This is a genomic window from Marivita sp., from assembly GCF_051251565.1.
GTDB lineage: Bacteria > Pseudomonadota > Alphaproteobacteria > Rhodobacterales > Rhodobacteraceae > Marivita.
Genome location: NZ_JBPOFB010000018.1, coordinates 1 through 24,321, shown reverse-complemented (window position 1 = coordinate 24,321; position 24,321 = coordinate 1). Strand labels below are relative to the sequence as shown.

Annotated in this window: 28 protein-coding genes; 17 read left to right on the top strand and 11 right to left on the bottom strand. The window is 58.1% G+C overall.

Annotated features, from left to right (window positions below):
- Positions 1-7: 7 nt before the first annotated feature.
- Genes ACSHXH_RS16440 through ACSHXH_RS16430 form a run of 3 tightly spaced genes read right to left on the bottom strand, consistent with a single transcriptional unit; the run spans position 8 to position 2,165 of the window.
- Complete coding sequence (locus tag ACSHXH_RS16440; protein WP_435672881.1) at positions 8-421, bottom strand: PaaI family thioesterase; 414 nt, start codon at positions 419-421, stop codon at positions 8-10.
- A 26-nt stretch (positions 422-447) separates the two neighbouring features.
- Complete coding sequence (gene pdeM, locus ACSHXH_RS16435) at positions 448-1,128, bottom strand: ligase-associated DNA damage response endonuclease PdeM (RefSeq protein WP_435672880.1); 681 nt, start codon at positions 1,126-1,128, stop codon at positions 448-450.
- A 50-nt stretch (positions 1,129-1,178) separates the two neighbouring features.
- A complete protein-coding gene (locus ACSHXH_RS16430) occupies positions 1,179-2,165 on the bottom strand; it encodes a 2-hydroxyacid dehydrogenase (RefSeq protein WP_435672879.1) in 987 nt (328 codons plus the stop codon).
- A 157-nt stretch (positions 2,166-2,322) separates the two neighbouring features.
- On the opposite strand from ACSHXH_RS16430, the gene ACSHXH_RS16425 reads away from it, so the two are divergent.
- Positions 2,323-2,805, top strand: a complete 483-nt coding sequence (locus tag ACSHXH_RS16425; RefSeq protein ID WP_435672913.1) for an SH3 domain-containing protein — start codon at positions 2,323-2,325, stop codon at positions 2,803-2,805.
- Positions 2,806-2,834: 29 nt separating this feature from the next.
- On the opposite strand, the gene ACSHXH_RS16420 is transcribed toward ACSHXH_RS16425, so the two are convergent.
- The 4 genes from ACSHXH_RS16420 to ACSHXH_RS16405 all read right to left on the bottom strand — a co-directional run bounded on the left by ACSHXH_RS16420 (position 2,835) and on the right by ACSHXH_RS16405 (position 5,927).
- The gene (locus ACSHXH_RS16420; protein WP_435672878.1) at positions 2,835-3,899 is read right to left on the bottom strand and encodes a Hint domain-containing protein; all 1,065 of its coding nucleotides are present in this window, start codon (positions 3,897-3,899) and stop codon (positions 2,835-2,837) included.
- Positions 3,900-4,035: 136 nt separating this feature from the next.
- A complete protein-coding gene (locus ACSHXH_RS16415; protein ID WP_435672877.1) occupies positions 4,036-5,097 on the bottom strand; it encodes a YeeE/YedE family protein in 1,062 nt (353 codons plus the stop codon).
- An 80-nt stretch (positions 5,098-5,177) separates the two neighbouring features.
- Complete coding sequence (locus ACSHXH_RS16410; RefSeq protein ID WP_435672876.1) at positions 5,178-5,513, bottom strand: ArsR/SmtB family transcription factor; 336 nt, start codon at positions 5,511-5,513, stop codon at positions 5,178-5,180.
- A gap of 9 nt (positions 5,514-5,522) precedes the next feature.
- On the bottom strand, positions 5,523-5,927 hold the full coding sequence (locus ACSHXH_RS16405) for a thioredoxin family protein (protein WP_435672875.1): 405 nt from the start codon (positions 5,925-5,927) through the stop codon (positions 5,523-5,525).
- A gap of 69 nt (positions 5,928-5,996) precedes the next feature.
- Here ACSHXH_RS16405 and ACSHXH_RS16400 point away from each other — a divergent pair, with 69 nt between their 5' ends.
- From ACSHXH_RS16400 to ACSHXH_RS16350, 11 genes are all read left to right on the top strand, one after another.
- Positions 5,997-6,734 carry a cytochrome c biogenesis CcdA family protein gene (locus ACSHXH_RS16400; protein ID WP_435672874.1) on the top strand — a complete coding sequence of 246 codons (738 nt, stop codon included), beginning with the start codon at positions 5,997-5,999 and terminating at the stop codon, positions 6,732-6,734.
- Positions 6,735-6,766: 32 nt separating this feature from the next.
- Complete coding sequence (locus ACSHXH_RS16395; protein WP_435672873.1) at positions 6,767-7,345, top strand: thioredoxin family protein; 579 nt, start codon at positions 6,767-6,769, stop codon at positions 7,343-7,345.
- 128 nt (positions 7,346-7,473) lie between these two features.
- Entirely contained in the window at positions 7,474-7,953 is a 480-nt protein-coding gene (soxX, locus tag ACSHXH_RS16390; RefSeq protein WP_435672872.1) for a sulfur oxidation c-type cytochrome SoxX, read from the top strand.
- 30 nt (positions 7,954-7,983) lie between these two features.
- Positions 7,984-8,400 (top strand): thiosulfate oxidation carrier protein SoxY, encoded by a 417-nt coding sequence (gene soxY / locus ACSHXH_RS16385; protein WP_435672871.1) that lies wholly within the window; start codon positions 7,984-7,986, stop codon positions 8,398-8,400.
- Between the two features lie 31 nt (positions 8,401-8,431).
- The gene (soxZ, locus tag ACSHXH_RS16380; protein ID WP_435672870.1) at positions 8,432-8,758 is read left to right on the top strand and encodes a thiosulfate oxidation carrier complex protein SoxZ; all 327 of its coding nucleotides are present in this window, start codon (positions 8,432-8,434) and stop codon (positions 8,756-8,758) included.
- A gap of 59 nt (positions 8,759-8,817) precedes the next feature.
- Entirely contained in the window at positions 8,818-9,669 is an 852-nt protein-coding gene (soxA, locus tag ACSHXH_RS16375; protein ID WP_435672869.1) for a sulfur oxidation c-type cytochrome SoxA, read from the top strand.
- Positions 9,670-9,766: 97 nt separating this feature from the next.
- Positions 9,767-11,464 (top strand): thiosulfohydrolase SoxB, encoded by a 1,698-nt coding sequence (soxB, locus tag ACSHXH_RS16370; RefSeq protein WP_435672868.1) that lies wholly within the window; start codon positions 9,767-9,769, stop codon positions 11,462-11,464.
- 20 nt (positions 11,465-11,484) lie between these two features.
- Positions 11,485-12,759: a sulfite dehydrogenase gene (gene soxC, locus ACSHXH_RS16365; protein WP_435672867.1), complete on the top strand. Its 1,275-nt coding sequence runs from the start codon at positions 11,485-11,487 to the stop codon at positions 12,757-12,759.
- Positions 12,743-13,921 carry a c-type cytochrome gene (locus tag ACSHXH_RS16360; protein ID WP_435672866.1) on the top strand — a complete coding sequence of 393 codons (1,179 nt, stop codon included), beginning with the start codon at positions 12,743-12,745 and terminating at the stop codon, positions 13,919-13,921. Before soxC ends, ACSHXH_RS16360 begins: the two co-directional genes overlap by 17 nt.
- Positions 13,922-14,299: 378 nt before the next feature.
- Positions 14,300-14,977 carry a c-type cytochrome gene (locus ACSHXH_RS16355; protein WP_435672912.1) on the top strand — a complete coding sequence of 226 codons (678 nt, stop codon included), beginning with the start codon at positions 14,300-14,302 and terminating at the stop codon, positions 14,975-14,977.
- A 60-nt stretch (positions 14,978-15,037) separates the two neighbouring features.
- Positions 15,038-16,306: an FCSD flavin-binding domain-containing protein gene (locus ACSHXH_RS16350; protein ID WP_435672865.1), complete on the top strand. Its 1,269-nt coding sequence runs from the start codon at positions 15,038-15,040 to the stop codon at positions 16,304-16,306.
- Positions 16,307-16,447: 141 nt separating this feature from the next.
- On the opposite strand, the gene ACSHXH_RS16345 is transcribed toward ACSHXH_RS16350, so the two are convergent.
- Positions 16,448-17,653 (bottom strand): FAD-binding domain-containing protein, encoded by a 1,206-nt coding sequence (locus ACSHXH_RS16345; protein ID WP_435672864.1) that lies wholly within the window; start codon positions 17,651-17,653, stop codon positions 16,448-16,450.
- A gap of 146 nt (positions 17,654-17,799) precedes the next feature.
- On the opposite strand from ACSHXH_RS16345, the gene ACSHXH_RS16340 reads away from it, so the two are divergent.
- The 5 genes from ACSHXH_RS16340 (at position 17,800) to ACSHXH_RS16320 (ending at position 21,139) form a co-directional block, all read left to right on the top strand.
- Positions 17,800-18,429 carry an ATP-dependent Clp protease proteolytic subunit gene (locus ACSHXH_RS16340; protein ID WP_435672863.1) on the top strand — a complete coding sequence of 210 codons (630 nt, stop codon included), beginning with the start codon at positions 17,800-17,802 and terminating at the stop codon, positions 18,427-18,429.
- Positions 18,430-18,579: 150 nt separating this feature from the next.
- On the top strand, positions 18,580-19,845 hold the full coding sequence (clpX, locus tag ACSHXH_RS16335) for an ATP-dependent Clp protease ATP-binding subunit ClpX (protein ID WP_435672862.1): 1,266 nt from the start codon (positions 18,580-18,582) through the stop codon (positions 19,843-19,845).
- A gap of 66 nt (positions 19,846-19,911) precedes the next feature.
- Entirely contained in the window at positions 19,912-20,280 is a 369-nt protein-coding gene (locus ACSHXH_RS16330) for a RidA family protein (RefSeq protein WP_435672861.1), read from the top strand.
- A 64-nt stretch (positions 20,281-20,344) separates the two neighbouring features.
- Complete coding sequence (locus ACSHXH_RS16325) at positions 20,345-20,728, top strand: NADH:ubiquinone oxidoreductase subunit NDUFA12 (protein WP_435672860.1); 384 nt, start codon at positions 20,345-20,347, stop codon at positions 20,726-20,728.
- 48 nt (positions 20,729-20,776) lie between these two features.
- Positions 20,777-21,139, top strand: coding sequence for a DUF2155 domain-containing protein (locus tag ACSHXH_RS16320; RefSeq protein ID WP_435672859.1), 363 nt, complete (start codon positions 20,777-20,779; stop codon positions 21,137-21,139).
- Here the strand turns inward: ACSHXH_RS16320 and aat are convergent.
- From aat to accB, 3 genes are read right to left on the bottom strand one after another with little or no spacing between them, the layout of a single operon-like run.
- Positions 21,103-21,738: a leucyl/phenylalanyl-tRNA--protein transferase gene (aat, locus tag ACSHXH_RS16315; RefSeq protein WP_435672858.1), complete on the bottom strand. Its 636-nt coding sequence runs from the start codon at positions 21,736-21,738 to the stop codon at positions 21,103-21,105. The genes ACSHXH_RS16320 and aat overlap by 37 nt on opposite strands.
- A gap of 40 nt (positions 21,739-21,778) precedes the next feature.
- Positions 21,779-23,137 carry an acetyl-CoA carboxylase biotin carboxylase subunit gene (accC, locus tag ACSHXH_RS16310; protein ID WP_435672857.1) on the bottom strand — a complete coding sequence of 453 codons (1,359 nt, stop codon included), beginning with the start codon at positions 23,135-23,137 and terminating at the stop codon, positions 21,779-21,781.
- Positions 23,138-23,149: 12 nt separating this feature from the next.
- Positions 23,150-23,629, bottom strand: a complete 480-nt coding sequence (gene accB, locus ACSHXH_RS16305) for an acetyl-CoA carboxylase biotin carboxyl carrier protein (RefSeq protein ID WP_435672856.1) — start codon at positions 23,627-23,629, stop codon at positions 23,150-23,152.
- Positions 23,630-24,321 lie beyond the last annotated feature (692 nt).

Below are 24,321 nucleotides of genomic sequence, written 5' to 3'. Positions count from 1 at the left end.
GGTTCCTTCAGAGATCCACAGGTACCATCGTCCCCATAAGGCAGGCGATGTGGCGTTCGATGCCACCGGATTCGGCATAAACATCGGAGGTGACAACAATCAGACGGCGACCGGGTTTGATCACACGCCCGCGGGCGATCAGGCGGTCGCCTTTGGCGGGGGCGATCAGGTTGATCTTGATTTCGGCAGTGACAACTTCCTGATGATCCGGGATCAGGGTCAGGGCGGCGTAGCCAGCAGCGCTGTCGCCAATGGAAAACGTAAGGCCGGCATGACCGAAACCCTGCTGTTGTGTTGATCCGGGTAGGATCGGGGCGCTGATGGTCGCCGTTCCATTGCCCGTTTCGGCAAGGGTGGCACCAAGGGTCACCATCATGGATTGGCGATCAAAACTGGCCTGAATGCGTGGATCGATGCTCATGCCGAACAGTGAGCATGCCGCGCGGGTCAAGACAAGGGGGCGAGTCCCGGCATTGGAATTTTGCAAGGTCGTGGCCCTGTAAGTATGGCCTGAGCACCGGGCGACATCAGCCGTGTCAGCACGGGATCATGGCTGTGCAGCCCGCCGGTAAAGGCACCGTAAGCAGGCATGATCAGGCGCGTTTCGTCGAAAAGAAAACACGGGCGGGTAAGCATGCGTCCACGTAGGGCCAGCGTCGCTTTGGGGTGGTAGTGCCCTGTGACTTCGCCCGATTTTGGTGCCGCTTCGGCGATATGACAAAAGTAGAGCGGGGCGATGGCCAATGTGCGTTTGTGTGTGCCGCCCAAAGCAACTGGTCCCGGATCATGGTTGCCTTCGATCCAGATCCAGTCGCGCCCGGCTTGCAGGGTGGTCAGGGTCATCAGGTCAGTATCGGGGAGGGCAGATTGTAGCGATGGGGCATCAAAGCTGTCGCCAAGGCATATGACCGTCTTGGCACGGGTTGCGTGCAAGTCGGCAGAAAGACGTGTCAGTGTTTCGGTTGTTTCATAGGGCGGCAATTGCGCGCCCCCGAACCGCGCGGCGCGGGCAGATTTGCCAAGATGCAGATCGGACACCACAAGCAGGGACTCAGACTGCCAGAACAGCCCGCCACTGGGGAGCGCCGAGAGGGTTTCGCCTTTGAAGGAAAAATCAAGAGAGTTCATGCTTTGTTCATCTTTCGGCCTTACGCAAAGAGCAAGGGTCAAAACCAGTGTCAGAGCATGGCTGGCACAACCTGATCCGGTGGGCGATGACCGTCAGCAAAGGTTTTGACATTGATGATGACTTTTTCGCCCATTTCAAGGCGGCCTTCTTGCGTGGCTGATCCCATATGGGGAAGCATGACAACATTCGGCATGTTGCGTAGTTCGGGATTGCCGCGATGACCGTGTTCGTAGACGTCAAGGCCGGCTCCGGCCAATTCGCCTGCTTTAAGCATGCGGGTCAGTGCGTTTTCGTCGATCACCTCTCCGCGTGAGGTGTTGATGATCACCGCGCTGGGTTTGAGAAGTTTGAGGCGACGTGCATTCAAAAGGTGAAAGGTTGACGGAGTATGCGGGCAGTTGACGGAAAGAACATCCATCCGCGCGACCATCTGGTCAAGGCTTTCCCAATACGTGGCCTCAAGCGCTTCGTCGACCTCGGGGCGCAGACGGCGACGGTTGTGGTAGTGGATCTGCATACCGAATGCCTTTGCGCGGCGCGCCACGGCTTGCCCGATCCGTCCCATTCCAAGGATTCCAAGACGGCGTCCGCCCAAACGTCCACCCAGAAAAGCGGTCGGTGCCCAACCATGCCAATCGCCGCTTTGCATAACGTTCAGCCCTTCCTGAATGCGACGGGTGACGCCTAGCATCAGGGCAAGCACCATATCTGCTGTGTCTTCGGTGACCACGCCGGGCGTGTTGGACACAAGAATGCCCCGGCTGCGGGCGGTATCGACATCGATGTGATCGACACCTGCACCGAAATTCGCAATCAAGCGAAGTTGATCTCCGGCCTGACCGATCAGCCCCGCATCGATCTTGTCGGTGAGGGTGGGGACAAGCACATCTGCCTCGCGCATCGCGGCCGCCAGTTCGGCTTGGCTCATCGGAACATCGGTGTCGCGCAGACGCACATCGAAAAGTTCTTTGAGACGTGTTTCTACGGCGTCTGGCAAACGTCGCGTGACGACAACACTCAAACGTTTTGATGACATGGTTTCACTCCCACCACTTCCCCGGCGCGTCAGGTTTTGGCACAGTGTCTCAAAGCTGCGGCGGGCACAAGAACCTGCCGTCAAAAACCAAAAAACCAAGCAAATTGAGGCGCATTCCATGAAATGGCTGTCGTTCCGCAGAGTGTCGGGCAAACTGATGACTGTTGCCGTGTTGGCTGCGATGTTGGCGGTCCCGCCTGTTGCGGCTGAGGACCGGGGGGCTGTCACCAATTTGCCGCTGCCCCGGTTCGTGTCGATGAAGGCGAGCGAGGGGAATGTCAGGCGCGGACCGTCATTGTCTCATCGGATCGACTGGGTCTACAAACGTCGCAATATGCCATTGCAGATCACGGCTGAGCACGGCCATTGGCGCCGGGTGCAGGATCGTGACGGGGCCGGGGGGTGGGTGCATTATTCCCTGCTTTCTGGCGTGCGCACGGTCATTGTCGAGGCGGATATGCTCAACCTCTATGCGCGACCCGATGCGTCGTCACAGGTAAATGCACAATTGTCGCTGGGCGTCGTGGCCGAGGTCCGCCGCTGCGAGGCGGAGTGGTGTGAGTTGTCGGCAGGCGGATACCGGGGCTGGGCGGGCAAAGGGGCCTATTGGGGGGTAAAGCCCCAAGAGGCGTTCGAATAGCCTGGAACCACCCCGGAGCCTGCCTTTGATCAGGCGGCTTCGTGCATGAGAATTGCGGCCTCGGACGACGACAGGTTCCTACGGGCAAAGCGACCATAGCTTTGCGGGTTGAGTTCAACACCGGGCAGAATGCCGGTCAGTCGGGTTCGATCAAAAGGGTCAAGCGTCGACAAGGCCGCATTGGCGGGGTGGAAGCTTTCGGATTCGACGCCGTTGGCAAAGAGGATTTCATGCTGAGGCAACAGCATGTGCACATATGTGATTTCACGCACGGTCAGGTCCACCGATACGTTGTCGTGGTCGACCAGATCACGCGCAGCCACAAGAACTTCGGGCGTGTTGAAGAGGTCCATGGCGACCCGACCCTTGATCAGCATGCGATGTTCGGGCGAGACCAAAAGGTCTTCGTCGGGTTCATCAAGCCCAAACACCCCGGCACGAATGCGGATCGGGCGGAGTTTTGGCATCGCAAACAGACGCGCCCCGCTCATGCGACGCTGCCCCATCCATTGGATTTCCTGGCAGCCATTGTCCTTGGTCTGGACAAGGTCCCCTTCGCGCAACTCTTCGATGGGTTTCACACCGTCGGGCGTTAAAATCCGCGTCTTTGGCGTAAAGCAGATGACCGCGCCCTGAACTTCGGCATCGCTTTGGGTGACGCTGGTCAATAGGGAGGTGTGCACCACCCACAGGTCGCGGTGCCTTGGGGGCATCCCATTGAGAAACATCAACAAAGGTGGTTTGCGGGTGCCGGTTTCGATCACGGTGATGGTGTAGGTTGATTGGCCGTCGGTCACGACAAAGCATTTGTCCGCAATCGGGTGATCGGGGGCAAAGGCGCCGAGACCCTTGGCATCTTCTGTTGCGGCTCCGACAAGCCGCCGCACCATGCGGGCCGCGTGTTTGCGCCGGTCCGCTTCTCCTTCGGCCTCCTCTAGTCGCAACAAATCGTTAGGGCCGTCCACACGGACTGCTTCGCCTTCCCAACTCCATGCGGCACCCACCTTCAGAAAATCGACCGGAGCCGATTGAAGCGTGTCGATGGATGTTTGCGACCAGGAGATGACGAAGGTGCCGTTATACACCGTTCCCATAGTCTGGTTTGCCTGCTCTTGTTGTTTTTTCAACAACGTATCGAACCATGCACAGGTTTGCAGGCGAAATTTCGCCTCTGTGAATCGCTGTGACAGAAATGTTTGACGGCGTGATTCTTTGGCAACGGTTCGCGGGTTATTCCGCCGGGTTGAAACCGACGATCAATTGCCGCAGGCCCAAAGACGCGCCGGCAAAGATTGCAATAAAGGTCACCGGGGCACTAAAGGCCAGCAGAGAGAACGCGCTGATGCCCTGTCCAACGGTGCAGCCCAACGCGATTACAGCACCTGCACCCATAAGCGCCGCACCAAAGATCTGTCGGCGCAATTCACGCGGGTCTTCGCAGGCTTCCCAGCGGAAATGCCCCTTTATCAACGATCCGGTAAAGGCACCAACCCAGACGCCCGCAACAGAGCCGACGGCAAAGCTCACGGGCTGCGCGGACCCGATCATCCACCACATGATGCTTTCACCAAGCGGGGCGGCAAAGCTGTGGGAGACAACGGGCAGCGCCTCGAAACCGGTATTGGCGACCCATGATGTGCCCGCCCATCCTGTGACGATGGCAAGGCCCACCACAGCGGCCCAGATGGCAGAGTGCGGCGCGTCGACGAAGGCACGCGACGCAGCAGAAAATGCCAGAATGCCAAGGCCGATGATTAGCCCGATCGTGTTTGTGGACAGGCCCGTCCACGCCGCCGTGGCATGGGCGATTCCAGGGGGCACATCGCCGGGCAGGACAGGGCTTTGTGGAAAGAGCATATCGCGTAAGGGGGCCAGTGGACCGCTGAGAACGACATAGGTGGACACGCCCATCACCAGCACGATCACAAAACTGCGCAGGTCGCCACCGCCCAGCCGGGCCACGGCACCAAAGCCACAATTCCCGGCAAGTGCCATGCCGTAGCCAAACATGAGCCCGCCGACCACGGACGCCCAAGGCAACCAGTTGATAGAGAGGTAAAAGGTGGTGCCCCCGTCAATAACGTCGGCTGCCATGAGACCAAAACTGCCAATGATCGCGGTGCCGATGGCGATGCCCCACATGCGCAACCGGGTGTCCGAGCCGCCATAGAGAACGTCTTCGATTGCGCCCAAGGTGCAAAAGCGGCCAAGCCTGGCGGCCAATCCCAGCAAGACGCCCCCAAACAACCCAACCGCCGCCACAAGAATGTGTTCCGGTACGCTCGCCAACATGTGCTGCCCTCCCAAGACAGGCTCCCCCGGCAAGTATGCGGTTAGTCAGATGTGAGAGCAAGACAAGAGTACGGGGTGGGTCAGTCGTCTTTGCAAAACAGTTCGTAGACGCATTCAAGCATCTTGCGGGGCCTGTCATCGGCCAAACGGTAATAGATCGTCTTGCCATCCCGCCGTGGGATCACCAGCCCTTCGAGACGCAGGCGCGACAATTGTTGTGAGACCGCCGCCTGACGTGCAGCGAGCAGTTCTTCAAGCTCTGTTACTGATTTTTCGCCGGTCACCAAGTGGCACAGGATCATCAACCGGCCCTCATGGCTTATCGCCTTGAGAAAGTTCGACGCAGTTGTTGCCTTGTCAACGATGCGATCAAGCTCATCGTCGCTCAGGTCTGGACTTAGCTGGGGGAGTGCCATGCCGTGCCTCTAATTCCGGACCGTTTCGGCCTCTGCTATGGGTGAAAAATCAGTGTTGTCTTCAAGAAGTTTGGTCAGCAGCGGCCAAAAGAAATCTTCACCGGGATATCCTTCTATGCGGGCCTGTTCTTGTCCATTTTCTATCAGAACAAATGTCGGTGTGAAAAGCACGCGCCGCGCATAGGTGACACCTTCGGGAGGGCCTTCGCGCAAATCTGCACGAATAAGCGGCGCAAACTGGCCCTCGGCGGTTTTGGGATAGGCCGGCCCGATCTCCGCATGCCATCTTTCACAGTAGACACAGCCAGGTTGATCGACCATCACCAGATAGGGTTCGGCCAGAACCGACCCGGCCCATGCCGGGCAGAGCGACAGTGCAACTCCAAGAGCAAGGGCATTTAACGCGTTCATCATTCACCAATTGACGGCATCTTAACAAAACACTTAATTTGAATATGTGAATAATTCAAGGAATCCCTGCCAATGTTCGACATTTCTTTTGCAGGTGCAGCACTGGCTGGGGTGCTAAGTTTCTTTACGCCCTGTATCTTGCCGATGGTTCCGTTTTACCTGTGCTACATGGCCGGGATTTCGATGAACGAGCTAAAGGGCGAAGACGACGTGCCGCGTGGAATAGCGTGGAACCTTGTTTTGTCGGCCTGCCTGTTTGCGCTGGGCGTGACCACGATTTTCGTACTTTTGGGCATGGGGGCGACAGCGGTGGGGCAGGCGTTTGCGGACTTCCGCGAGCCATTGCGCTATGTCGCGGCGGCGGTTTTGACCGCGTTTGGCCTGCACTTTCTGGGCGTCGTGCGCATTCCGATCCTGTACCGCGAAGCGCGGGTCGAGGCCAAGACCGAGCCCACGACCTGGGCAGGGGCCTATGTGATGGGGCTTGCCTTTGGCTTTGGCTGGACACCTTGCGTTGGGCCGGCGCTGGCATCGATCCTGATGATTGCAGGCGGCATGGGAGATATGTTCCAGGGCGGGTTGCTGCTGTTTGTCTACGGGGTCGGCATGACTGCGCCGTTCGTGATTGCCGCGCTGTTTTCTGGGCCGTTTTTGCGCTGGACAGCCCGCAATCGGGGCTTTTTGCACTATGCGGAAAAGGTCATGGGCGGGATGTTGATTCTGTTTGCAATGTTGATCGCCACCGACACCGTGAACCTGATTGCGGACGCGATGTTACGTTGGTTTCCGAATTGGTCATCGCTGGGATGATCGCCAACCTTTGAAGAGGAGGAGGACGGATTATGAAACATGTGTTGGGGGGCGCGTTGGCGCTTTTGATGGCGCTTCCGGTGATGGCGGCAGAGCTTGGGGATGACGGGCTGCACAAGCAGCCGTGGATGCGTGACACGTTTAAGGACTTGCGCGAAGACCTTGCAGAGGCGAACGCCGAAGGCAAGCGTCTGGTCCTGTTCTTTGAGCAGCGTGGGTGCATCTATTGCGATAAGATGCACAAAGAGGTGTTCTCGGATGCTGTGGTCAGCGACTATATTGGTGACACCTACTTCGTGGTGCAATTGAACCTGCATGGCGACATCGAAGTGACTGATTTCGATGGCGAGACCTTGTCAGAGAAGGACATGGCCCGAAAGTGGCGCGTCATGTTCACACCGAACATCGTTTTCCTGCCGGAAGAGGTGTCAGAGGGCCAAAATGCCTTGGAAGCGTCGGTGGCCGTCATGCCTGGGGCTTTTGGCAAGGGTACCACTCTTGATATGTTCACATGGGTAGCGGAGAAGCGCTATCTTCTTGATGGAGAAGAGGATTTCCAGCGTTACCATGCGCGTATGATCCAGCAAAGAAGCAACGGGAGCACGGACTAAACCTGCGACATTCATACTCAATTATTCACTTCTGTGAATTTGTTGTTGCGTGAATCAAGTTCTGTGGCCTACGGTATACAAAGCCATATGTCAGCTCGGTCAACGTATCGGGCGGTAAGGGAGGGACTATGAAGCTAACAGGTATTTCAGCTGCTGTCGTGCTTTGCGCAACCGCAGCCATCGCCAACCCGGTTACCCCGGGTGAGGTTCAATTCGACGAATACGGTGCTGTGGCGGCATCATTGTCCGGTGTCGCCGGTGATGCAGAGAACGGGGCCGCAGTCATGGTCAGCCGGGGTAAGGGCAACTGCGTTGCATGCCACGCTGTCACAGCTTTGAACGACGCGCCGTTCCACGGAGAAGTTGGCCCATCGCTGGATGGCATCGGCGAGTACCGCACAGCCGAAGAGCTGCGCGGTATCGTGGCGAACGCGAAGATGATGTTTGAAGGGTCGGTCATGCCGGGCTTTTACAAGACAAGCGGCTTCATCCGCCCCGGTGACGGCTACACCGGCAAGAGTGCTAAAGAAGAAGACCTGATGCCAATTCTCACGGCACAGGAAGTTGAAGATGTGGTGGCGTTTTTGATGACGCTGAAAGACAGCTAAGTCGCCCAACACCGAGATAGGAGACACGACATGGATTTCACGAGACGCGAAACCTTGGCATTGGGTGGGGCAGCCGCGCTGACCTTCGTCCTGCCGTTCCGCGCCAATGCTTCGGTTGACGATGCCATCAGCGCATTCACTGGCGGTGCCGATCTGGCCAATGCCGGTGTTGAATTGACGGCCCCCGAGATCGCCGAGAACGGCAACACCGTTCCGATCGAAGTGTCCGCACCGGGCGCCTCGGCGATCCTGGTTCTGGCGGCGGGCAACCCGACACCCGGCGTCGCGACTTTCAACTTCGGCCCGTTGGCCGCGGCACAATCGGCAAGCACGCGCATGCGTCTGGCCGGCACGCAGGACGTGATCGCCATCGCCAAGCTGGCGGATGGCAGTTTTGCACGCAGCGCCAAGACCGTGAAGGTCACCATCGGCGGCTGCGGCGGCTAACGGTCAATATACAGATTTCAGGAGATACAACATGGCATCCGGTGTAAAACCCCGCGTCAAGGTTCCAAAGTCCGCTTCGGCTGGCGAAGGCATCGTTATCAAGACTTTGATCAGCCACCCGATGGAATCGGGGCAACGCAAAGACGGTGACGGTAACCCGATCCCGCGCTCGATCATCAACCGCTTCACTTGCGACTTTAACGGCCAGAACGTTATCGATGTCACGTTGGAGCCGGCGATTTCGACCAACCCGTATTTCGAATTCGAGGCAACTGTGCCCGAAGCCGGTGAATTCAAGTTCACTTGGTATGACGATGACGGGTCCGTCTACGAAGACGCAAAAGCCATCACGGTCTGAGCACAAAGCTCCTCTCTGTCCCGGTCGACGGGGCAGGGATTAATTCGGGAGGGAACAGAATGAAATTCAAGGCAATGACAGCGTTCGCCGCGCTGGCTATTTCGGCCCCCATGGTTTTCGCGGGTGGTGCAGATGACGATACGCTGACGATCGACGGTCAAGAAATGATCTCGAAGGCCGCGGCGCCTGCACACATGAGCGAAACTGGGGTCGACACAATTATGTCTGGCTGGCATTTTCGTGAAGACGACACGCAATCCATGCAAATGGACACCTTCGACAATCCCGGCATGATCGCAGTGGATCAGGCTATGGATGCGTGGAACAAAGTGGAAGGCACGGCGGAACAATCCTGCGCGTCCTGCCACGAAGGTCCAGAAGCGATGGAAGGCGTCCGCGCTGTCTATCCAAAGTGGAACGAAGAAGCGGGCGAAGTCCGCACTTTGGCGATGCAGATCAATGATTGCCGCACCAACCAGATGGGTGCCGATGCGTACAAGTACGACAGCGCGCCGATGGCTGCGATGGAAGCGCTTATTTCGGTTCAGTCGCGCGGTATGCCTGTAAACGTTGCAATTGACGGTCCGGTCGCCGAAACGTGGGAGCAGGGCAAAGAGCTTTACTACACACGCACCGGCCAGCTTGAGCTATCCTGCGCGAATTGCCACGAAGATAATTATGGCAACTACATTCGCGCCGACCATCTGAGCCAGGGCCAGATCAACGGCTTCCCGACATACCGGTTGAAGAATGCCAAGCTGAACACTGTTCATGGCCGCTTCAAGGGCTGTGTTCGTGACACACGCGCTGAAACATTTGCGCCGGGTTCGCCCGAGTTCGTAGCTCTCGAACTTTATGTGGCATCGCGTGGCAACGGCCTTTCGGTCGAAGGTCCGTCGGTTCGCAACTAAATCAATCGACCCCGCGCCAACATTGGCGTGGGGTTTTTTTACTTTTAACTCATTCACACATGCGAATGTGTGGAGAGACATCGAAGAAGGCCCTCCCATGATCTCACGTCGCGATTTCCTTCAGGTGTCGATGGCAGCCTCTGCGCTGGTTGGCGCATCCGGCTTTGGCAATTGGTCCCGACTGGCGGCGCAGCAGGCGCTGACGCAGGATCAGCTGTTGCAGTTCGACACGTTTGGAAATGTCTCGTTGATTCACGTCACGGACATCCATGCACAGCTCAAGCCGATCTACTTCCGCGAGCCGTCGGTGAATATTGGTGTTGGTGAAAACCGGGGTGCCGTGCCGCACGTCACCGGGGCTGATTTCCGCAAACTCTACGGCATCGACGATGGCAGCCCTTCTCATTACGCGCTCAGCTCTGGCGATTTCTCCTCCCTGGCCAAAGCCTATGGGCGCGTAGGCGGACTGGATCGCGTGGCCACCGTGGTCAACGCGATCCGGGCCGACCGTCCTGATGCACTGCTGCTTGACGGCGGGGATACGTGGCATGGATCGTATAGCTGCTATCACACCGAAGGTCAGGATATGGTCAACGTGATGAACCAGTTGCGTCCTGATGCGATGACCTTCCACTGGGAATTCACGCTTGGGTCTGACCGGGTCCGCGAGATCGTCGAGGGTCTTCCCTTTGCAGCGCTGGGGCAGAACATCTTTGACGCCGAATGGGACGAACCGGCCGACCTTTTCCCGCCCTACCAGTTCTTCGAACGTGGTGGCGTGAAGATTGCTGTGATCGGTCAGGCCTTCCCCTACATGCCGATTGCGAACCCCGGCTGGATGTTCCCGGAATACTCGTTCGGTATCCGCGACGAGAATATGCAGGCAATGGTGGACGAGGTGCGCGCACAAGGTGCGGAATGTGTCGTCTGCCTGAGCCATAACGGCTTTGACGTCGACAAAAGCATGGCCAGCAAGGTCACGGGCATTGATGTGATCCTGACGGGGCACACGCATGACGCGCTGCCCGAACCGGTGCTGGTGGGCGACACGATCCTGATTGCGTCCGGCTCCAACGGTAAATTCGTGAGCCGGGTCGATCTGGACATCCAGAATGGCCGCATGATGGGGTTCCGCCACAAGCTGATCCCGATCTTTTCGGACGTAATTGAACCCGATGCCGACATGACCGCCCTGATCGACGAACAGCGCGCGCCGTTCATAGACCAGCTGGAAGAGGTGATCGGCCAAACCGACAGCCTGTTGTACCGTAGGGGCAATTTCAACGGCACATGGGACGATCTGATCTGCGACGCGCTTCTGAGCGAACGTGAGGCCGACATCGCCATGTCCCCGGGCGTGCGTTGGGGGCCAAGCCTGATCCCTGGCGATGACATCACCCGCGAAGATATCTGGAATGTCACCTCCATGAGCTATGGCAAGGCGTACCGGTCTGAAATGACGGGCGAGTTCATCAAGGTCATTCTTGAGGACGTGGCCGACAACATCTTCAACCCTGATCCCTACTACCAGCAGGGGGGAGACATGGTGCGTATCGGTGGCATGGGCTACCGGATTGACGTGCAAAAGCCGCAGGGCGAGCGGATCACCGATATGGTCTTGCTCAAGACCGGAGAAGCTATTGACCCGGCGAAGAATTATGTCGTCGCTGGCTGGGCCTCGGTCAATGAAAACACCGAAGGTCCGCAAATCTGGGACGTGGTCGAAGCGCATATCAAAAAGCTTGGCACAGTCACTGTTCAACCCAATAACAGCGTCACGGTTGTGGGCGCATAATGTCAATCGGAGCGAGAGATATGTCTGACATCCTCAAACCCTCCCGTCGCGCGTTTTTGCGGGGCTCTGCGGCTGCGGCGGCAGGGCTGACTGCTGCGGGCGCTACGCGGGCAAACGGGCCGGACCCGCTGATCACGGAAACGCAGGACTGGGCCATGTCCTTTGGGGATGGCGTTGATGCCACGCCTTACGGATTGCCCATTGAATACGAAGCGGATGTGGTGCGCCGCAATGTGGAATGGCTGACCGCTGACACCACCAGTTCGATCAACTTTACGCCGATCCACGCGCTGGAAGGCACGATCACACCGCAGGGCTGTGCGTTTGAACGCCACCACTCGGGCGCGATCGAGCTGCGCAAAGAAGATTATCGCCTTATGATCAATGGCTTGGTGGATACGCCGCTGGTGTTCTCCTACGCCGATCTTGAGCGGTTCCCGCGCGAGAACCATGTGTATTTCTGCGAATGTGCGGCCAATACCGGTATGGAATGGGCGGGTGCACAATTGAATGGCGCGCAGTTCACCCACGGTATGATCCACAACATGGAATATACGGGTGTCTCGTTGCGAACGCTTTTGGGCGAAGCCGGACTAGAGTCGGCAGGCGACCTGTCGGACAAATGGGTCTATGTCGAGGGAGCCGATGCGTCCTCGAACGGGCGGTCGATCCCAATGGACAAGGCGCTTGACGACGTGCTTGTCGCATTCAAGGCGAATGGCGAAGCGCTGCGCAAAGAGCACGGTTATCCCGTGCGCCTTGTCGTCCCCGGTTGGGAAGGCAACATGTGGGTCAAATGGCTCCGCCGGATCGAAGTGATGCCAAACGCGGTCGAAAGCCGTGAAGAGACATCGAAATACACGGACACGCTGGCCGATGGCACAAGCCGCAAATGGACATGGGCGATGGATGCGAAATCCGTTGTCACGTCGCCCAGCCCGCAATCGCCGATCACCCATGGAGCAGGGCCGCTTGTGATCACAGGTCTGGCGTGGTCCGGCCATGGTGCGATCACCCGCGTTGACGTGTCCAAGGATGGCGGCAAGACATGGGAAACCGCGCGTCTGGCCAAGCCGGGCGAGAAAATGGCGCTGACGCGCTTCTATCTCGACACGACATGGAACGGCGAAGATTTGCTGCTTCAATCGCGTGCGATCGACGAAACCGGGTATGTTCAGCCGACTAAAGCGCAGCTGCGCGAAGTGCGCGGCGAAAACTCGATCTATCACAACAACTGCATTCAAACGTGGCACGTCAAGCCCAACGGGGAGGCAGAAAATGTCGAAGTCTCTTAATCTTTTCGGCGGAGTTGGCGTTGGAACCTTGGTGGTTCTGACGGCAGCCGCAAATTTTGCAGATCGCAACATTGCGCCGTTTCCTGAGAACCCGCCCGTGATGACGGCGATTGCGTCGGTAGAGCCTGCCAGCGGCGGTCTATTTGTGAGCGCTGCAAACGCCTCGACAGAGGTTGGCACTGGCAAGCTTGGTCTTGGCCGCGAAGCTTTGGCCGAAGAAATCGCGGCGTGGGATCTCGACGTGAGCCCGGACGGCACAGGCCTGCCCGTTGGTTCAGGGTCGGTCGAAGACGGTGAGATGGTCTTTTCGGAAAGCTGTGCAGTATGTCACGGTGAATTTGCCGAAGGTGCGGGCAACTGGCCCAAGCTGGCCGGTGGCGAAGGCACACTTGCAGATGAAGATCCGTTGAAAACAGTCGGAAGCTATTGGCCCTACCTGTCCACGGCCTGGGACTATATTCATCGCTCTATGCCCTATGGCAACGCGCAAACTCTGAGCGACGATGATGTCTATGCGATGGTGGCGTATATTCTGTATTCCAACTTCCTCGTGGACGAGGATTTCGTGTTGAGCAACGAGAACTTCCTTGAGGTCGAGATGCCGAATGCCAATGGCTTCATCATCGATGACCGTGCCGAGACGGAATATACGATCTGGCGCACTGAGCCTTGCATGGAGAACTGCAAGGACAGCGTTGAAATCACAATGCGGGCCACCGTGCTTGATGTGACACCCGAAGAAGAGGGCGCAGAGGCCGCGACCCAAGCTGCGGCCGTTGTTGAAGTGGCGACTGCAGCACCTGCGGAAGAGGCCCCTGCCGAGCCTGTTGCGGCGGCGGTCGAAGCACTGGACACCGAACTGGTTGCAGCCGGTGAAAAAGTGTTCGGCAAATGCAAGGCCTGCCACCAGGTTGGTGAAGGTGCCAAGAACCGGTCCGGCCCGCAGCTCAACGGCATTGTTGGCGCGGATATTGGCGCGGTTGAAGGCTTCAAATATTCCAAGGTTCTGGCCGAAATGGAAGGTACCTGGACAGCCGAAGCTTTGGGCGCGTTCCTTGCTGACCCGCGCGGCTATGCGCGGGGGACAAAGATGAGCTTTGCCGGCCTGAAATCCGAAGAAGATATTGCGGCCGTGACCGCGTATCTGGCAAGCTTCGAATAAGTGAATGCTGCGCGGCGGGGTATTTCGCCGCGCAGTCGCCATGAGTAAAAAGGGTGTGCCGAAGGACAGTCCGGTGTTGCTGTAGGAGCAGCTTGCATGACCACGAATTCATCAAGTCTTTTTGTTGCGATGTGTGGCGGCGCTGCGCTTGTTCTGGGAACGGCGTATGGCTGGACAGCTCGTGAGCATCGGGGTCAGGAATTGGACGCTTTGACCGGGCGTTTGGCACAGCTTGAAGACAGCAATACGGCCCTTGCGGCCAAGGCGGATCAGACCGCCGCTTTGCAAACAAAACTTGCGGAATTAGAAGTCGCGCTTACCGCAGCATTGGCCGATGCAGAAGCCGCTCGTGAGGCAAGTCTGGCACCCCCGACAGATATGTCCGCGTCAGCGCAAGACATCGAGCTGGCTTTAGCAGCTGAGTTCGGCGACCCGGGCAAGGGTGAGGCAGCTTTTGCCCAGTGCCGATCGTGCCATCAGGTCGGGCAAGGGGCGTCAGACCGCATTGGTCCGCATCTCAACGGGATTTTTGGACGGCGAGCCGGGGCGCATGAGGGGTTTCGATACTCTGACGATATGTCAATGATGGGCGCCGATGGCCTGACCTGGGAACGCAACACGCTGGATGCGTATCTTGAAAACCCCAAAGCGCTTGTTTCGCGCACGCGGATGAATTTTGCCGGCCTTAAAGACGCTCAAGAACGGGCGGATATTCTGGCTTATCTGCGTACATATTCGGCAAGCCCGCAGAACATCCCCGAGGCCGCGCCCACAGCGCAGGCGCGCGAGGTCGAATTGCCGCCAGAGGTGCTCGCCATCGTGGGCGATGATGAATACGGCGAATACCTGTCCAGCGAATGCAAGACCTGTCACCTAGCGAGTGGGGCAGACGCAGGCATCCCGGCGATCACGCAATGGCCGGAGGATGACTTTGTCGTTGCGATGCATGCCTACAAGCGCAAGCTGAGACCGCATCCAGTGATGCAGATGATGGCCAGCCGATTGTCAAACGAGGAGATCGCCGCACTGGCCGCATATTTTGCCAAGAGTGAGTAAAGACCCGAAAGAGGTTTCACCGTCACGTCTTGGAGGAAGATTTCAAAAGGGAGGACGACCATGAAACTGAACAGACGTGTCTTTGTGGGCACCGGGATGGCGGCGGCATCAACGCTCGCTGCGCCGATGGTGCATGCAGCTTCGCATGGCAAACCCAAAGTGGTTGTCGTGGGGGGCGGGGCCGGTGGTGCGACAGCCGCCCGCTATATCGCCAAGGACAGCGCGGGCGAGATTGATGTCACGCTGATCGAACCCAGTCGCAGCTACTACACCTGCTTCTTTTCCAATCTTTATATTGGCGGGTTCTGGGAGCTCGAAAACCTTGCGCATTCTTACGGCACCCTGGCATCAGAATTCGGCATCAACGTGGTGCATGATTGGGCCACAGGCGTCGACCGGGATGCCAAGACAGTCGCCTTGGCGGGGGGGGGATCGGTTCCGTATGACCGGTTGATCCTGAGCCCCGGGATAGACTTTGTTGACGGTGCGGTGCCCGGATGGGACGTCTCGGCGCAAAATGCGATGCCGCATGCCTATAAGGGCGGGAGCCAGACCGAACTGCTCAAGGCGCAAATCATGGCGATGCCCGAAGGCGGCACCTTCGTCATGGTCGCACCGCCCAACCCGTACCGGTGCCCACCCGGACCTTACGAGCGGATCTCGATGGTCGCGCATCAGCTCAAGGCGAACAACCCGACTGCCAAGATCATCATCGCTGATCCCAAGGAAAGCTTCTCAAAGCAGGCCCTGTTCGAAGAAGGCTGGCAAAAGCACTACGCTGGCATGATCACGCGGATCGGTCCGGACTTTGGCGGCGACAACGTTTCTGTCGATCCGGCGGCGATGACGGTCGATATCGATGGCGAGGTCATCAATGCGGATGTGGTCAATGTGATCCCGGCCCAAAAAGCAGGGCTGATCTGCGACGCGGCGGGGCTGACCGATGGCAATTGGGCTCCGGTAGACGGCCTGAGCATGGTGTCGCGGATGGATGAGAATATCCACATTCTTGGCGATGCGACCAATCAGGGCGACATGCCCAAGTCGGGCTATTCGGCCAACAGCCAGGCCAAGGTGGCGGCCATGGCGGTGCGCGGGGCGCTGACGGGCAGCCGTGTGTTCCCGGCCAAGTATTCGAACACCTGCTGGTCGCTGATCGCAACCGATGATGGCGTGAAGGTCGGCGCGGCCTATGAGCCGAACGAGGAAAAGATCGCCAGCGTGTCGAGCTTTGTCAGCCAGACCGGCGAGGACGCTGCCTTGCGCAAGGCCACCTTTGAGGAAAGCATCGGCTGGTACGAGGGGATCACCACGGATATGTTCGGCTGATCCTTAGTATTTGGCATATGGGAAAGGCCGGGCTTCTGTCCCGGCCTTTTTCTTTTGAATGAGTGTCGGATCGCTGCGCGATCCGACTGATTGGAGGGCCAGCCCTCCAAACCTCCAGGCATATTTTTCAAAAGAAGAAGATCAAACGGCCTGAAGGCCTTTCATCGCGCCCACGAGTTCTGGGATTTTCTTTTTGAACTTGAAAAACCCGGCAGTGGCATGGGGCCACGCGTGTCGGTCAAACGCACGCAAGGGGCGGATCACGGGCAGGGCACGGATATCGTTCAGGATCGTTGCAGCCGGGCCGACAGGCGCATAGGGCGTGACGATCTGCTCTGCCCCTGCCGAGCGAGCCCAATCCTCTAGCTGTTGTGCGGTGGTCAGCCCAAGGGTGAGCGGGCCAAGCGTGGCGGCCCACCGCGTTGTGCATTCTGTGATCAGTGCGGATTTGAAGGCGGTGACAGTCGGGGCCACATGCAGCAGGCTGATCCTGCCGGTGGCATCGAGCGTGGCGGTGGCCAGCGGTTTGAGCCCCAGATCAAACAGCCAGCCGGGGCTAAGGTCGTCCTCGTGCAAGATCAGGACCGACGGTTTTGACGGATCAAGCGTGTCGCCCAAGGGGGCGTCCATGCGGGGCGGATGCGGCGGTCCGTCCAAGGGTTCGGGAGTCGAGGTGAGCTGGTAGAGCGGTGCGAACCGGCCTTCGGTGTATTTTGAGATATTCGAGGCGCGCGCGGCGTAGTTTTTGCCTTGTGTCTGAAGCCCTGCAACCCAGCGCCAACTGAGCGTGTTGGACGCAGGATCGCCGTCGAACAGGTGCCGCAAGAAGAAATCGGCGCCCAGTTCCCAAGGCAGGCGCAAGGTAAAGATCCAGATCGAGGCAAACCACATACGGGCGTGGTTGTGCAGGTAGCCTGTGTTCACCAATTCCTGTGCCCAATGGTTGAAGCAGTCGATCTCGGTTTCGCCGCGACAGGCGGCTTCCCAGTCTGCGCGAAGGCCGGATTGCGTTTGGACCTGATCCCATGCGCGCGACAGGCCATGCTGGTAGCCGCCCCAGACTGCGGGGCGCATTTCCAGCCAGCCTTTCCAATAGGTACGCCAGAACACTTCTTGCACGAATTTTTCGGCGCTGCTGAGGGAATAGCGGCCCAGAACGGCCTCCAGCACCTCGGGTTCTGTGACCGCGCGGTGCCTGAGATAGGGGGACAGGGTCGAAACATTGTCATGTGCTCCCGGCCCACGGTCATAGTTTCGCTGCGCGGCGTAATCGCGCGCCGCTTTTGGCACAAAACGGGAAAGTCTTTCCAGTGCGGCCGTACGGGAGGGGAAAAAGAGTTCTGTCATGTGGCGCGAGGTAACGTCGCGCAGCGCGGGGTCAAGGCAGCAACTGAAACCACTGCCCCTTGCAGCCCCCAGAGCCGGGCACTAGTCTTGTGGGAACTCGCAACCAAGCCCCCCGTCCGGTGGGCGCATCATCCAGGCAGGCACAGATGAAAGATCCCATTGATACATACATGAACACGCTTGTTCCCATGGTGGTTGAGCAGACCAGCCGTGGCGAACGCGCGTATGACATTTTCTCGCGCCTGTTGAAGGAACGGATCATTTTCCTGAGCGGTCCGGTGCATGACGGCATGTCATCGTTGATCGTAGCACAGCTTTTGCACCTTGAGGCGGAAAATCCGTCCAAGGAAATCAGCATGTACATCAACAGCCCCGGTGGCGTCGTGACCAGCGGTTTGTCGATCTATGACACGATGCAATATATCAAACCCAAAGTCAGCACGCTGGTGATCGGTCAGGCAGCATCGATGGGATCGCTTTTGTTGACGGCCGGTGCTGAAGGCATGCGGTTCTCCCTGCCCAATAGCCGCGTCATGGTGCACCAGCCCTCGGGTGGGTATCAGGGCCAGGCAACGGACATCATGATCCACGCGCAAGAGACGCAAAAGCTCAAGACGCGGTTGAACGAGATATACGTCAAGCACACGGGCCAGACCCTCAAAAAGGTCGAAGCCGCGCTCGAGCGGGACAACTTCATGTCCCCGGACGAAGCGAAAGAGTGGGGTCTCATTGACGAGATCGTCGAAAGCCGTGCCAAGAGCGGTGAGAGCGAATAATCGTGATTGGGTCACGACGCCTTGGATGTGTTTTTGGCGTTGTGGCCCAAGTTTTGCTGTCCTAAGGTTCTGGGAAGAAAACATGACACACGCTTAGGGTTTGTGATTTTCAGAAAATCACCCTTAAGGTGAGTCGGGAAAGGTTAAGAGATGGCGACGAATTCTGGCGGCGACAGCAAAAATACCCTCTACTGTAGCTTCTGCGGCAAAAGCCAACACGAAGTGCGCAAGCTGATCGCAGGGCCGACCGTCTTTATTTGTGACGAATGCGTCGAGCTTTGCATGGATATCATCCGCGAAGAGACCAAAGGCGGTGGCCTGAAGTCTACGGATGGCGTGCCAACCCCGCGCGAGATTTGTGATGTGTTGGACGATTACGTGATCGGTCAGTCGGTGGCAAAGCGGGTTCTCTCGGTTGCGGTGCACAACCATTACAAGCGTCTGAACCATTCGCAAAAGTCGTCTGATATCGAACTGGCCAAGTCGAACATCCTGCTTATCGGCCCCACGGGGTGTGGTAAAACGCTGTTGGCACAGACATTGGCGCGGATTTTGGATGTGCCGTTCACGATGGCGGATGCAACCACGCTGACCGAAGCGGGCTATGTCGGCGAGGATGTAGAGAACATCATCCTCAAGCTGTTGCAATCGTCCGAATACAATGTGGAACGTGCGCAGCGCGGGATCGTCTATATCGACGAGGTCGACAAGATCACACGCAAGTCCGAAAACCCGTCGATCACACGCGATGTGTCGGGTGAGGGCGTGCAGCAGGCGTTGCTCAAGCTGATGGAAGGCACGGTTGCGTCTGTGCCGCCGCAGGGTGGGCGCAAGCATCCGCAGCAGGAATTTCTTCAGGTGGATACGACCAACATCCTGTTTATCTGCGGCGGGGCGTTTGCGGGTCTGGATCGGATCATCAAGCAGCGTGGCAAAGGCTCGGCAATGGGCTTTGGCGCCGATGTGCGCGACGACAGCGGAGCGGGCATTGGTGAGACCTTCAAAAGCCTTGAGCCGGAAGACCTTTTGAAATTCGGCTTGATCCCGGAATTCGTAGGCCGTTTGCCGGTCATCGCAACGTTGGAAGATTTGGATGAGGATGCGCTGATCATCATCCTGACCCAGCCCAAGAACGCCTTGGTCAAGCAATACCAGCGTTTGTTTGAAATCGAAGACACCGCGCTGAGTTTTACCGATGACGCCCTCAGCGCCATCGCAAAGCGTGCAATCCAGCGCAAGACTGGTGCGCGGGGGCTGCGGTCGATCCTCGAAGACATCCTTCTGGACACCATGTTCGAACTGCCGGGCATGGACGAAGTGGTCGAAGTGGTTGTCAACGAAGAGGCTGTGAATTCTGACGCCAAACCGCTGATGATCTACGCGGATCAGAAAAAAGAGTCTGTTGAGGCGGGCTAAGTCTTTACGCGCTGTAAAGGATAAAAGGTGGGCATTTTGCCCGCCTTTCTTTTTGGGAAACGAACGATGACGATAACACGTATTTCATCCGGTGGGGCATTCGAGGCCAAGATCGGTTATTGCCGGGCCGTGGTCGCAGGGGGCTTTGTCCATGTGGCGGGCACCGTGGGGCAGGGCGACACCGTGGCCGAGCAATGCCAAAGTGCGCTGGATGTGATCGCAGGTGCGTTGGACAAGGCGGGCGCGTCGATAGCGGATGTGGTGCGGGTGACGTATTACCTGCCGGACCGCCACGAGTTTGAGGCGTGCTACGACATCCTTGCCGCGACCTTTGGCGACAACCCGCCGGCGGCAACGATGATTGAATGCGGCTTGATCGACCCGAAATACCGGATCGAGATCGAAGTGACCGCGCTTGCGCCTGCTGCGTCATAGCTGCGCTGGACCTTGGCCTTCAAAGCGCCGTATAAGACGCTGAACCAACCCCGAGGAGTCGTCCATGGGCATTCTGAATACCCTTCTTCGCGCAGTCACCTGGTGGCACGGGCAGACGCTCGGCACCCAGTTTTATACGTGGCGCAATGGCGAAAAAGTGGGTGAGGACACCCAAGGCAACATCTTCTACCAGACGCGCGACGCCAAGCGGCGTTGGGTGATCTATAACGGTGAGCCCGAGGCCAGTCGCGTTGATCCTGATTGGCATGGCTGGTTGCATCACACGTTCAAGGAAACGCCGACCGATCGGCCTTTGCCCACCAAAGCATGGGTCAAACCGCATCAGGAAAACCTGACAGGTACGGTGCTGGCCTACGCGCCTGCCGGGTCGATCCGCCGCGCCGAACCCAAACCGCGTCAGGATTATGAGGCGTGGCGACCGGAATAATCCAGTCTTGCTATAGCACCCGCGCGGATCAAAGGCGATAGAACACCCATGACACGTCTGTTTGCCCTGTTGACCTTACTCCTTGTGGCGACAACCAGTGTGGCGCAATTGGCTACGTCCAATGGTACGGGCGTTGCTGTGAGGGCATTGGACAAGCTGACGGGCAAGGTCGAGGATTTGCAAATTGCCACTTTGCAATCTGCAACCGTTGGACGGATTACCATCACGGCCAATGAATGCCGCTACCCCAGTGGAAATGCCGCAGGCGAGGCGTACGCATCGCTCAGCATCACGGAAATTGGCAAGAACGCCCCGGTGTTTCAGGGATGGATGATCGCGTCGTCCCCCGCGTTGAACGCGATGGATCACCAGCGCTACGATGTCTGGGTGTTGCGCTGCACAACGTCCTGACCGGACGCGGCCAATGGTTGCCTCATAAAATCGGCTTCAAGACACAAGGCCTGTGCCAAATGCGTGTGATATTCGGCGCGGGTGATTTCGACGGCCCCCAAAGATGCCAAATGATTGGTCAAGAATTGGGTGTCGAATAGCACGAACCCGGTGCGGCGCAGCAAATCCACCAACCACGCCAGCGCGATCTTGGACGCGTCGCGTTCGCGCGAAAACATGCTTTCGCCGCAAAACACAGCACCGACGGTCACGCCGTACACCCCCCCGACAAGATTGTCGTCCATCCACACTTCAATAGAATGGGCATCCCCCCTGCGGTGCAGTTCCTGATAGAGCAGGCGGATGTCTTGGTTGATCCAGGTTTTGCTACGATCTGCGCAAGCGTCGATCACATCGGCAAACCGTGTGTTTCGGGTCACGCGATAGCCGTCACGGCGCAGCGTTTTGGCAAGGCTGCGCGAGATGTGGAAGGCATCAAGCGGAACCACACCTCGTTTGCGCGGATCGACCCAGAACATCTCTGGGTCGTCGCGATGTTCGGCCATGGGAAACACGCCAACGCGATAGGCTTGCAACAGAAGTTCAGGCGTGACGGTCATGTTTCATGGCCGGTTGCCTCAGGTCTGCGCGTGCGTTGGATTATCCCTGCGGGCTTGCATAGGTGCGCTCCAACCAATGTTCGAGCCAGTGGATGTTATAGGTGCCGCTTTGCACATCCGGGTCTTGCAGCAATTCACGAAACAGCGGGACCGTGCTATCCACGCCGTCCACGATCAATTCGCCAAGCGCGCGCGACATACGCGCAAGCGCTTCGTCCCGATCACGGCCATGCACGATCAGTTTTCCGATCAGACTGTCGTAATAAGGCGGGATCGTGTAGCCGTCGTAAAGCGCGCTGTCCATGCGCACACCCAATCCGCCGGGCACGTGGTATTGCGTGATCCGACCGGGCGAAGGTGAGAAATTCGGCAGCTTTTCCGCATTGATCCGGGCCTCAATGGAATGCCCGTTGATGACCAGTTCGTTCTGTTCGAACGACAGCGGCAGACCAGACGCAACGCGGATCTGTTCGCGCACCAGGTCGACGCCAAAGATCGCTTCGGTGACAGGGTGTTCAACCTGAAGGCGCGTGTTCATTTCGATGAAATAGAATTCGCCATTTTCGTACAGGAATTCGATCGTCCCTGCGCCCGCATAGTTGATCTTGGACACCGCGTCAGAGCAGATTTTGCCGATCCGCGCGCGTTCTTCGGCGGTGATGGTGGGGCCGGGGGCCTCTTCCAGAACTTTTTGGTGGCGGCGTTGTAGCGAACAATCGCGTTCGCCCAGATGCACGGCTTTGCCTTTGCCGTCGCCAAACACCTGCACCTCGATATGACGGGGGGTGGTCAGGTATTTCTCGATATAGACTTCGTCATTGCCAAAGGCGGCTTTCGCCTCGGAGCGTGCGGTCTGAAACGCGCGTTCCATGTCGGCCGCAGTCTGTGCCACCTTCATGCCGCGTCCGCCGCCGCCAGCTGTGGCCTTGACGATCACGGGATAGCCGATGATTTCGCCCACAGCCTTGGCTTCGGCCAGATCGGCCACGCCGCCATCGGACCCGGGCACGCAAGGCACACCCAACGCTTTGATCGTGTCTTTTGCGGTGATCTTGTCGCCCATGACGCGGATATGTTCGGCGGTGGGGCCAATAAAGGTCAGGCCGTGGTCTTCAACAATCTGTACAAAACGTGCGTTTTCCGAAAGGAACCCATAGCCAGGATGAATTGCCTGTGCGCCGGTGACTTCGCAGGCCGAGATGATCGCGGGGATCGACAAGTAGCTGTCGGTCGACGAGGGCGGTCCGATACAGATCGCCTCATCAGCCATACGCACATGCATCGCGTCGGAATCCGCTGTAGAGTGAACAGCCACGCTGGCCACACCCATTTCGCGGCAGGCGCGGACCACGCGGAGGGCAATCTCGCCCCGGTTCGCAATCAGGATTTTGTCAAACATGCTCTGCCCCGTTTATTCGAGGATGACGAGCGGCGCGCCGTATTCGACGGGGGCTCCGTCTTCGACAAGGATACGTTTCACTGTGCCGCTGCGGGGGGCAGGAATATGGTTCATCGTCTTCATTGCTTCAACGATCAAGAGCGTGTCGCCTTCCGCAACCTGCTGCCCGACCGAAATGAAAGACGGCGCGTCGGGTTCGGCTTGCATGTAAACGGTGCCCACCATCGGAGAGGTCACTGCGCCGGGATGGGCGGCCGGGTCTTCGGGTTGCGGCGCGCTTGGCACGGCTGCAACGCTGGGTGCGGCTGCCTGTGTCGGGACATGCGCTGTTACCACTGGCGCGGCTTGGATGACGCGGCTGACCCGGACATTCAGGCTGTCATCTTCGCCATATTCGCGTTTGACCTGCAATTCGGTCAGATCATTCTCGCGCAGCAGCTTTGCCAGTGCTTCGATAAAATCCACGTCCGCGTCATGGTTGGTTTTGCTCATGCTGTTCCTCACCCGCTTTTTGGCTTTTGGCGGCTGGTCCCCGTGTCGGGGTCGTTTGCCCGCTTTCCCTACGGGCACCACCTGTATTGCACGTCATTCCTTGCACCGATTACACTTCAGGAGCAAGGGGGGCGTGTGATCATTCTGATCGTCACAGGTCTGTGCATCCTCCTTGATGCCATGCTTGGGCGGAGAAGTGGTGTGGCAATTACCGATCCGTGTCCCGTTTTTCGACTATGGTCGAGTCGCGCGATTGCGCCTGCTCCGTGATCAGGGCCTTTATCTGCATTTGCACAGCTGACGGTGGTGCGGCGGGGGCAACTGCCGTGTCATCGGCCCGTTGAGCAAGCGGCAGCGCTGCGGTTGTTGCTGGTGTCAGAGCGTTCGTTTTGTTTGGTGGTGACGGGTCTGTTCGAGATGATACTTTCCATGTTGTGCTAGGTGTCATTGGCTGGATCAAAGGCATTTCGTGCTCCATCAATAAGAGCCCCCACTGCAATTAGCCTAACATGAAATTTCATCAGGTGCAGTGGCTTCCTGTGAACAAACTTAATCAAATCGATGCAAAAAAAGGGCGGTCCGAAGACCGCCCTGATGTTTGCGAATTGCAGCAAATCAAGCCTTATTCATTCGGTTTTGGATGAGGTCGTCGACGACGGAAGGGTCTGCGAGTGTTGAGGTGTCGCCGAGAG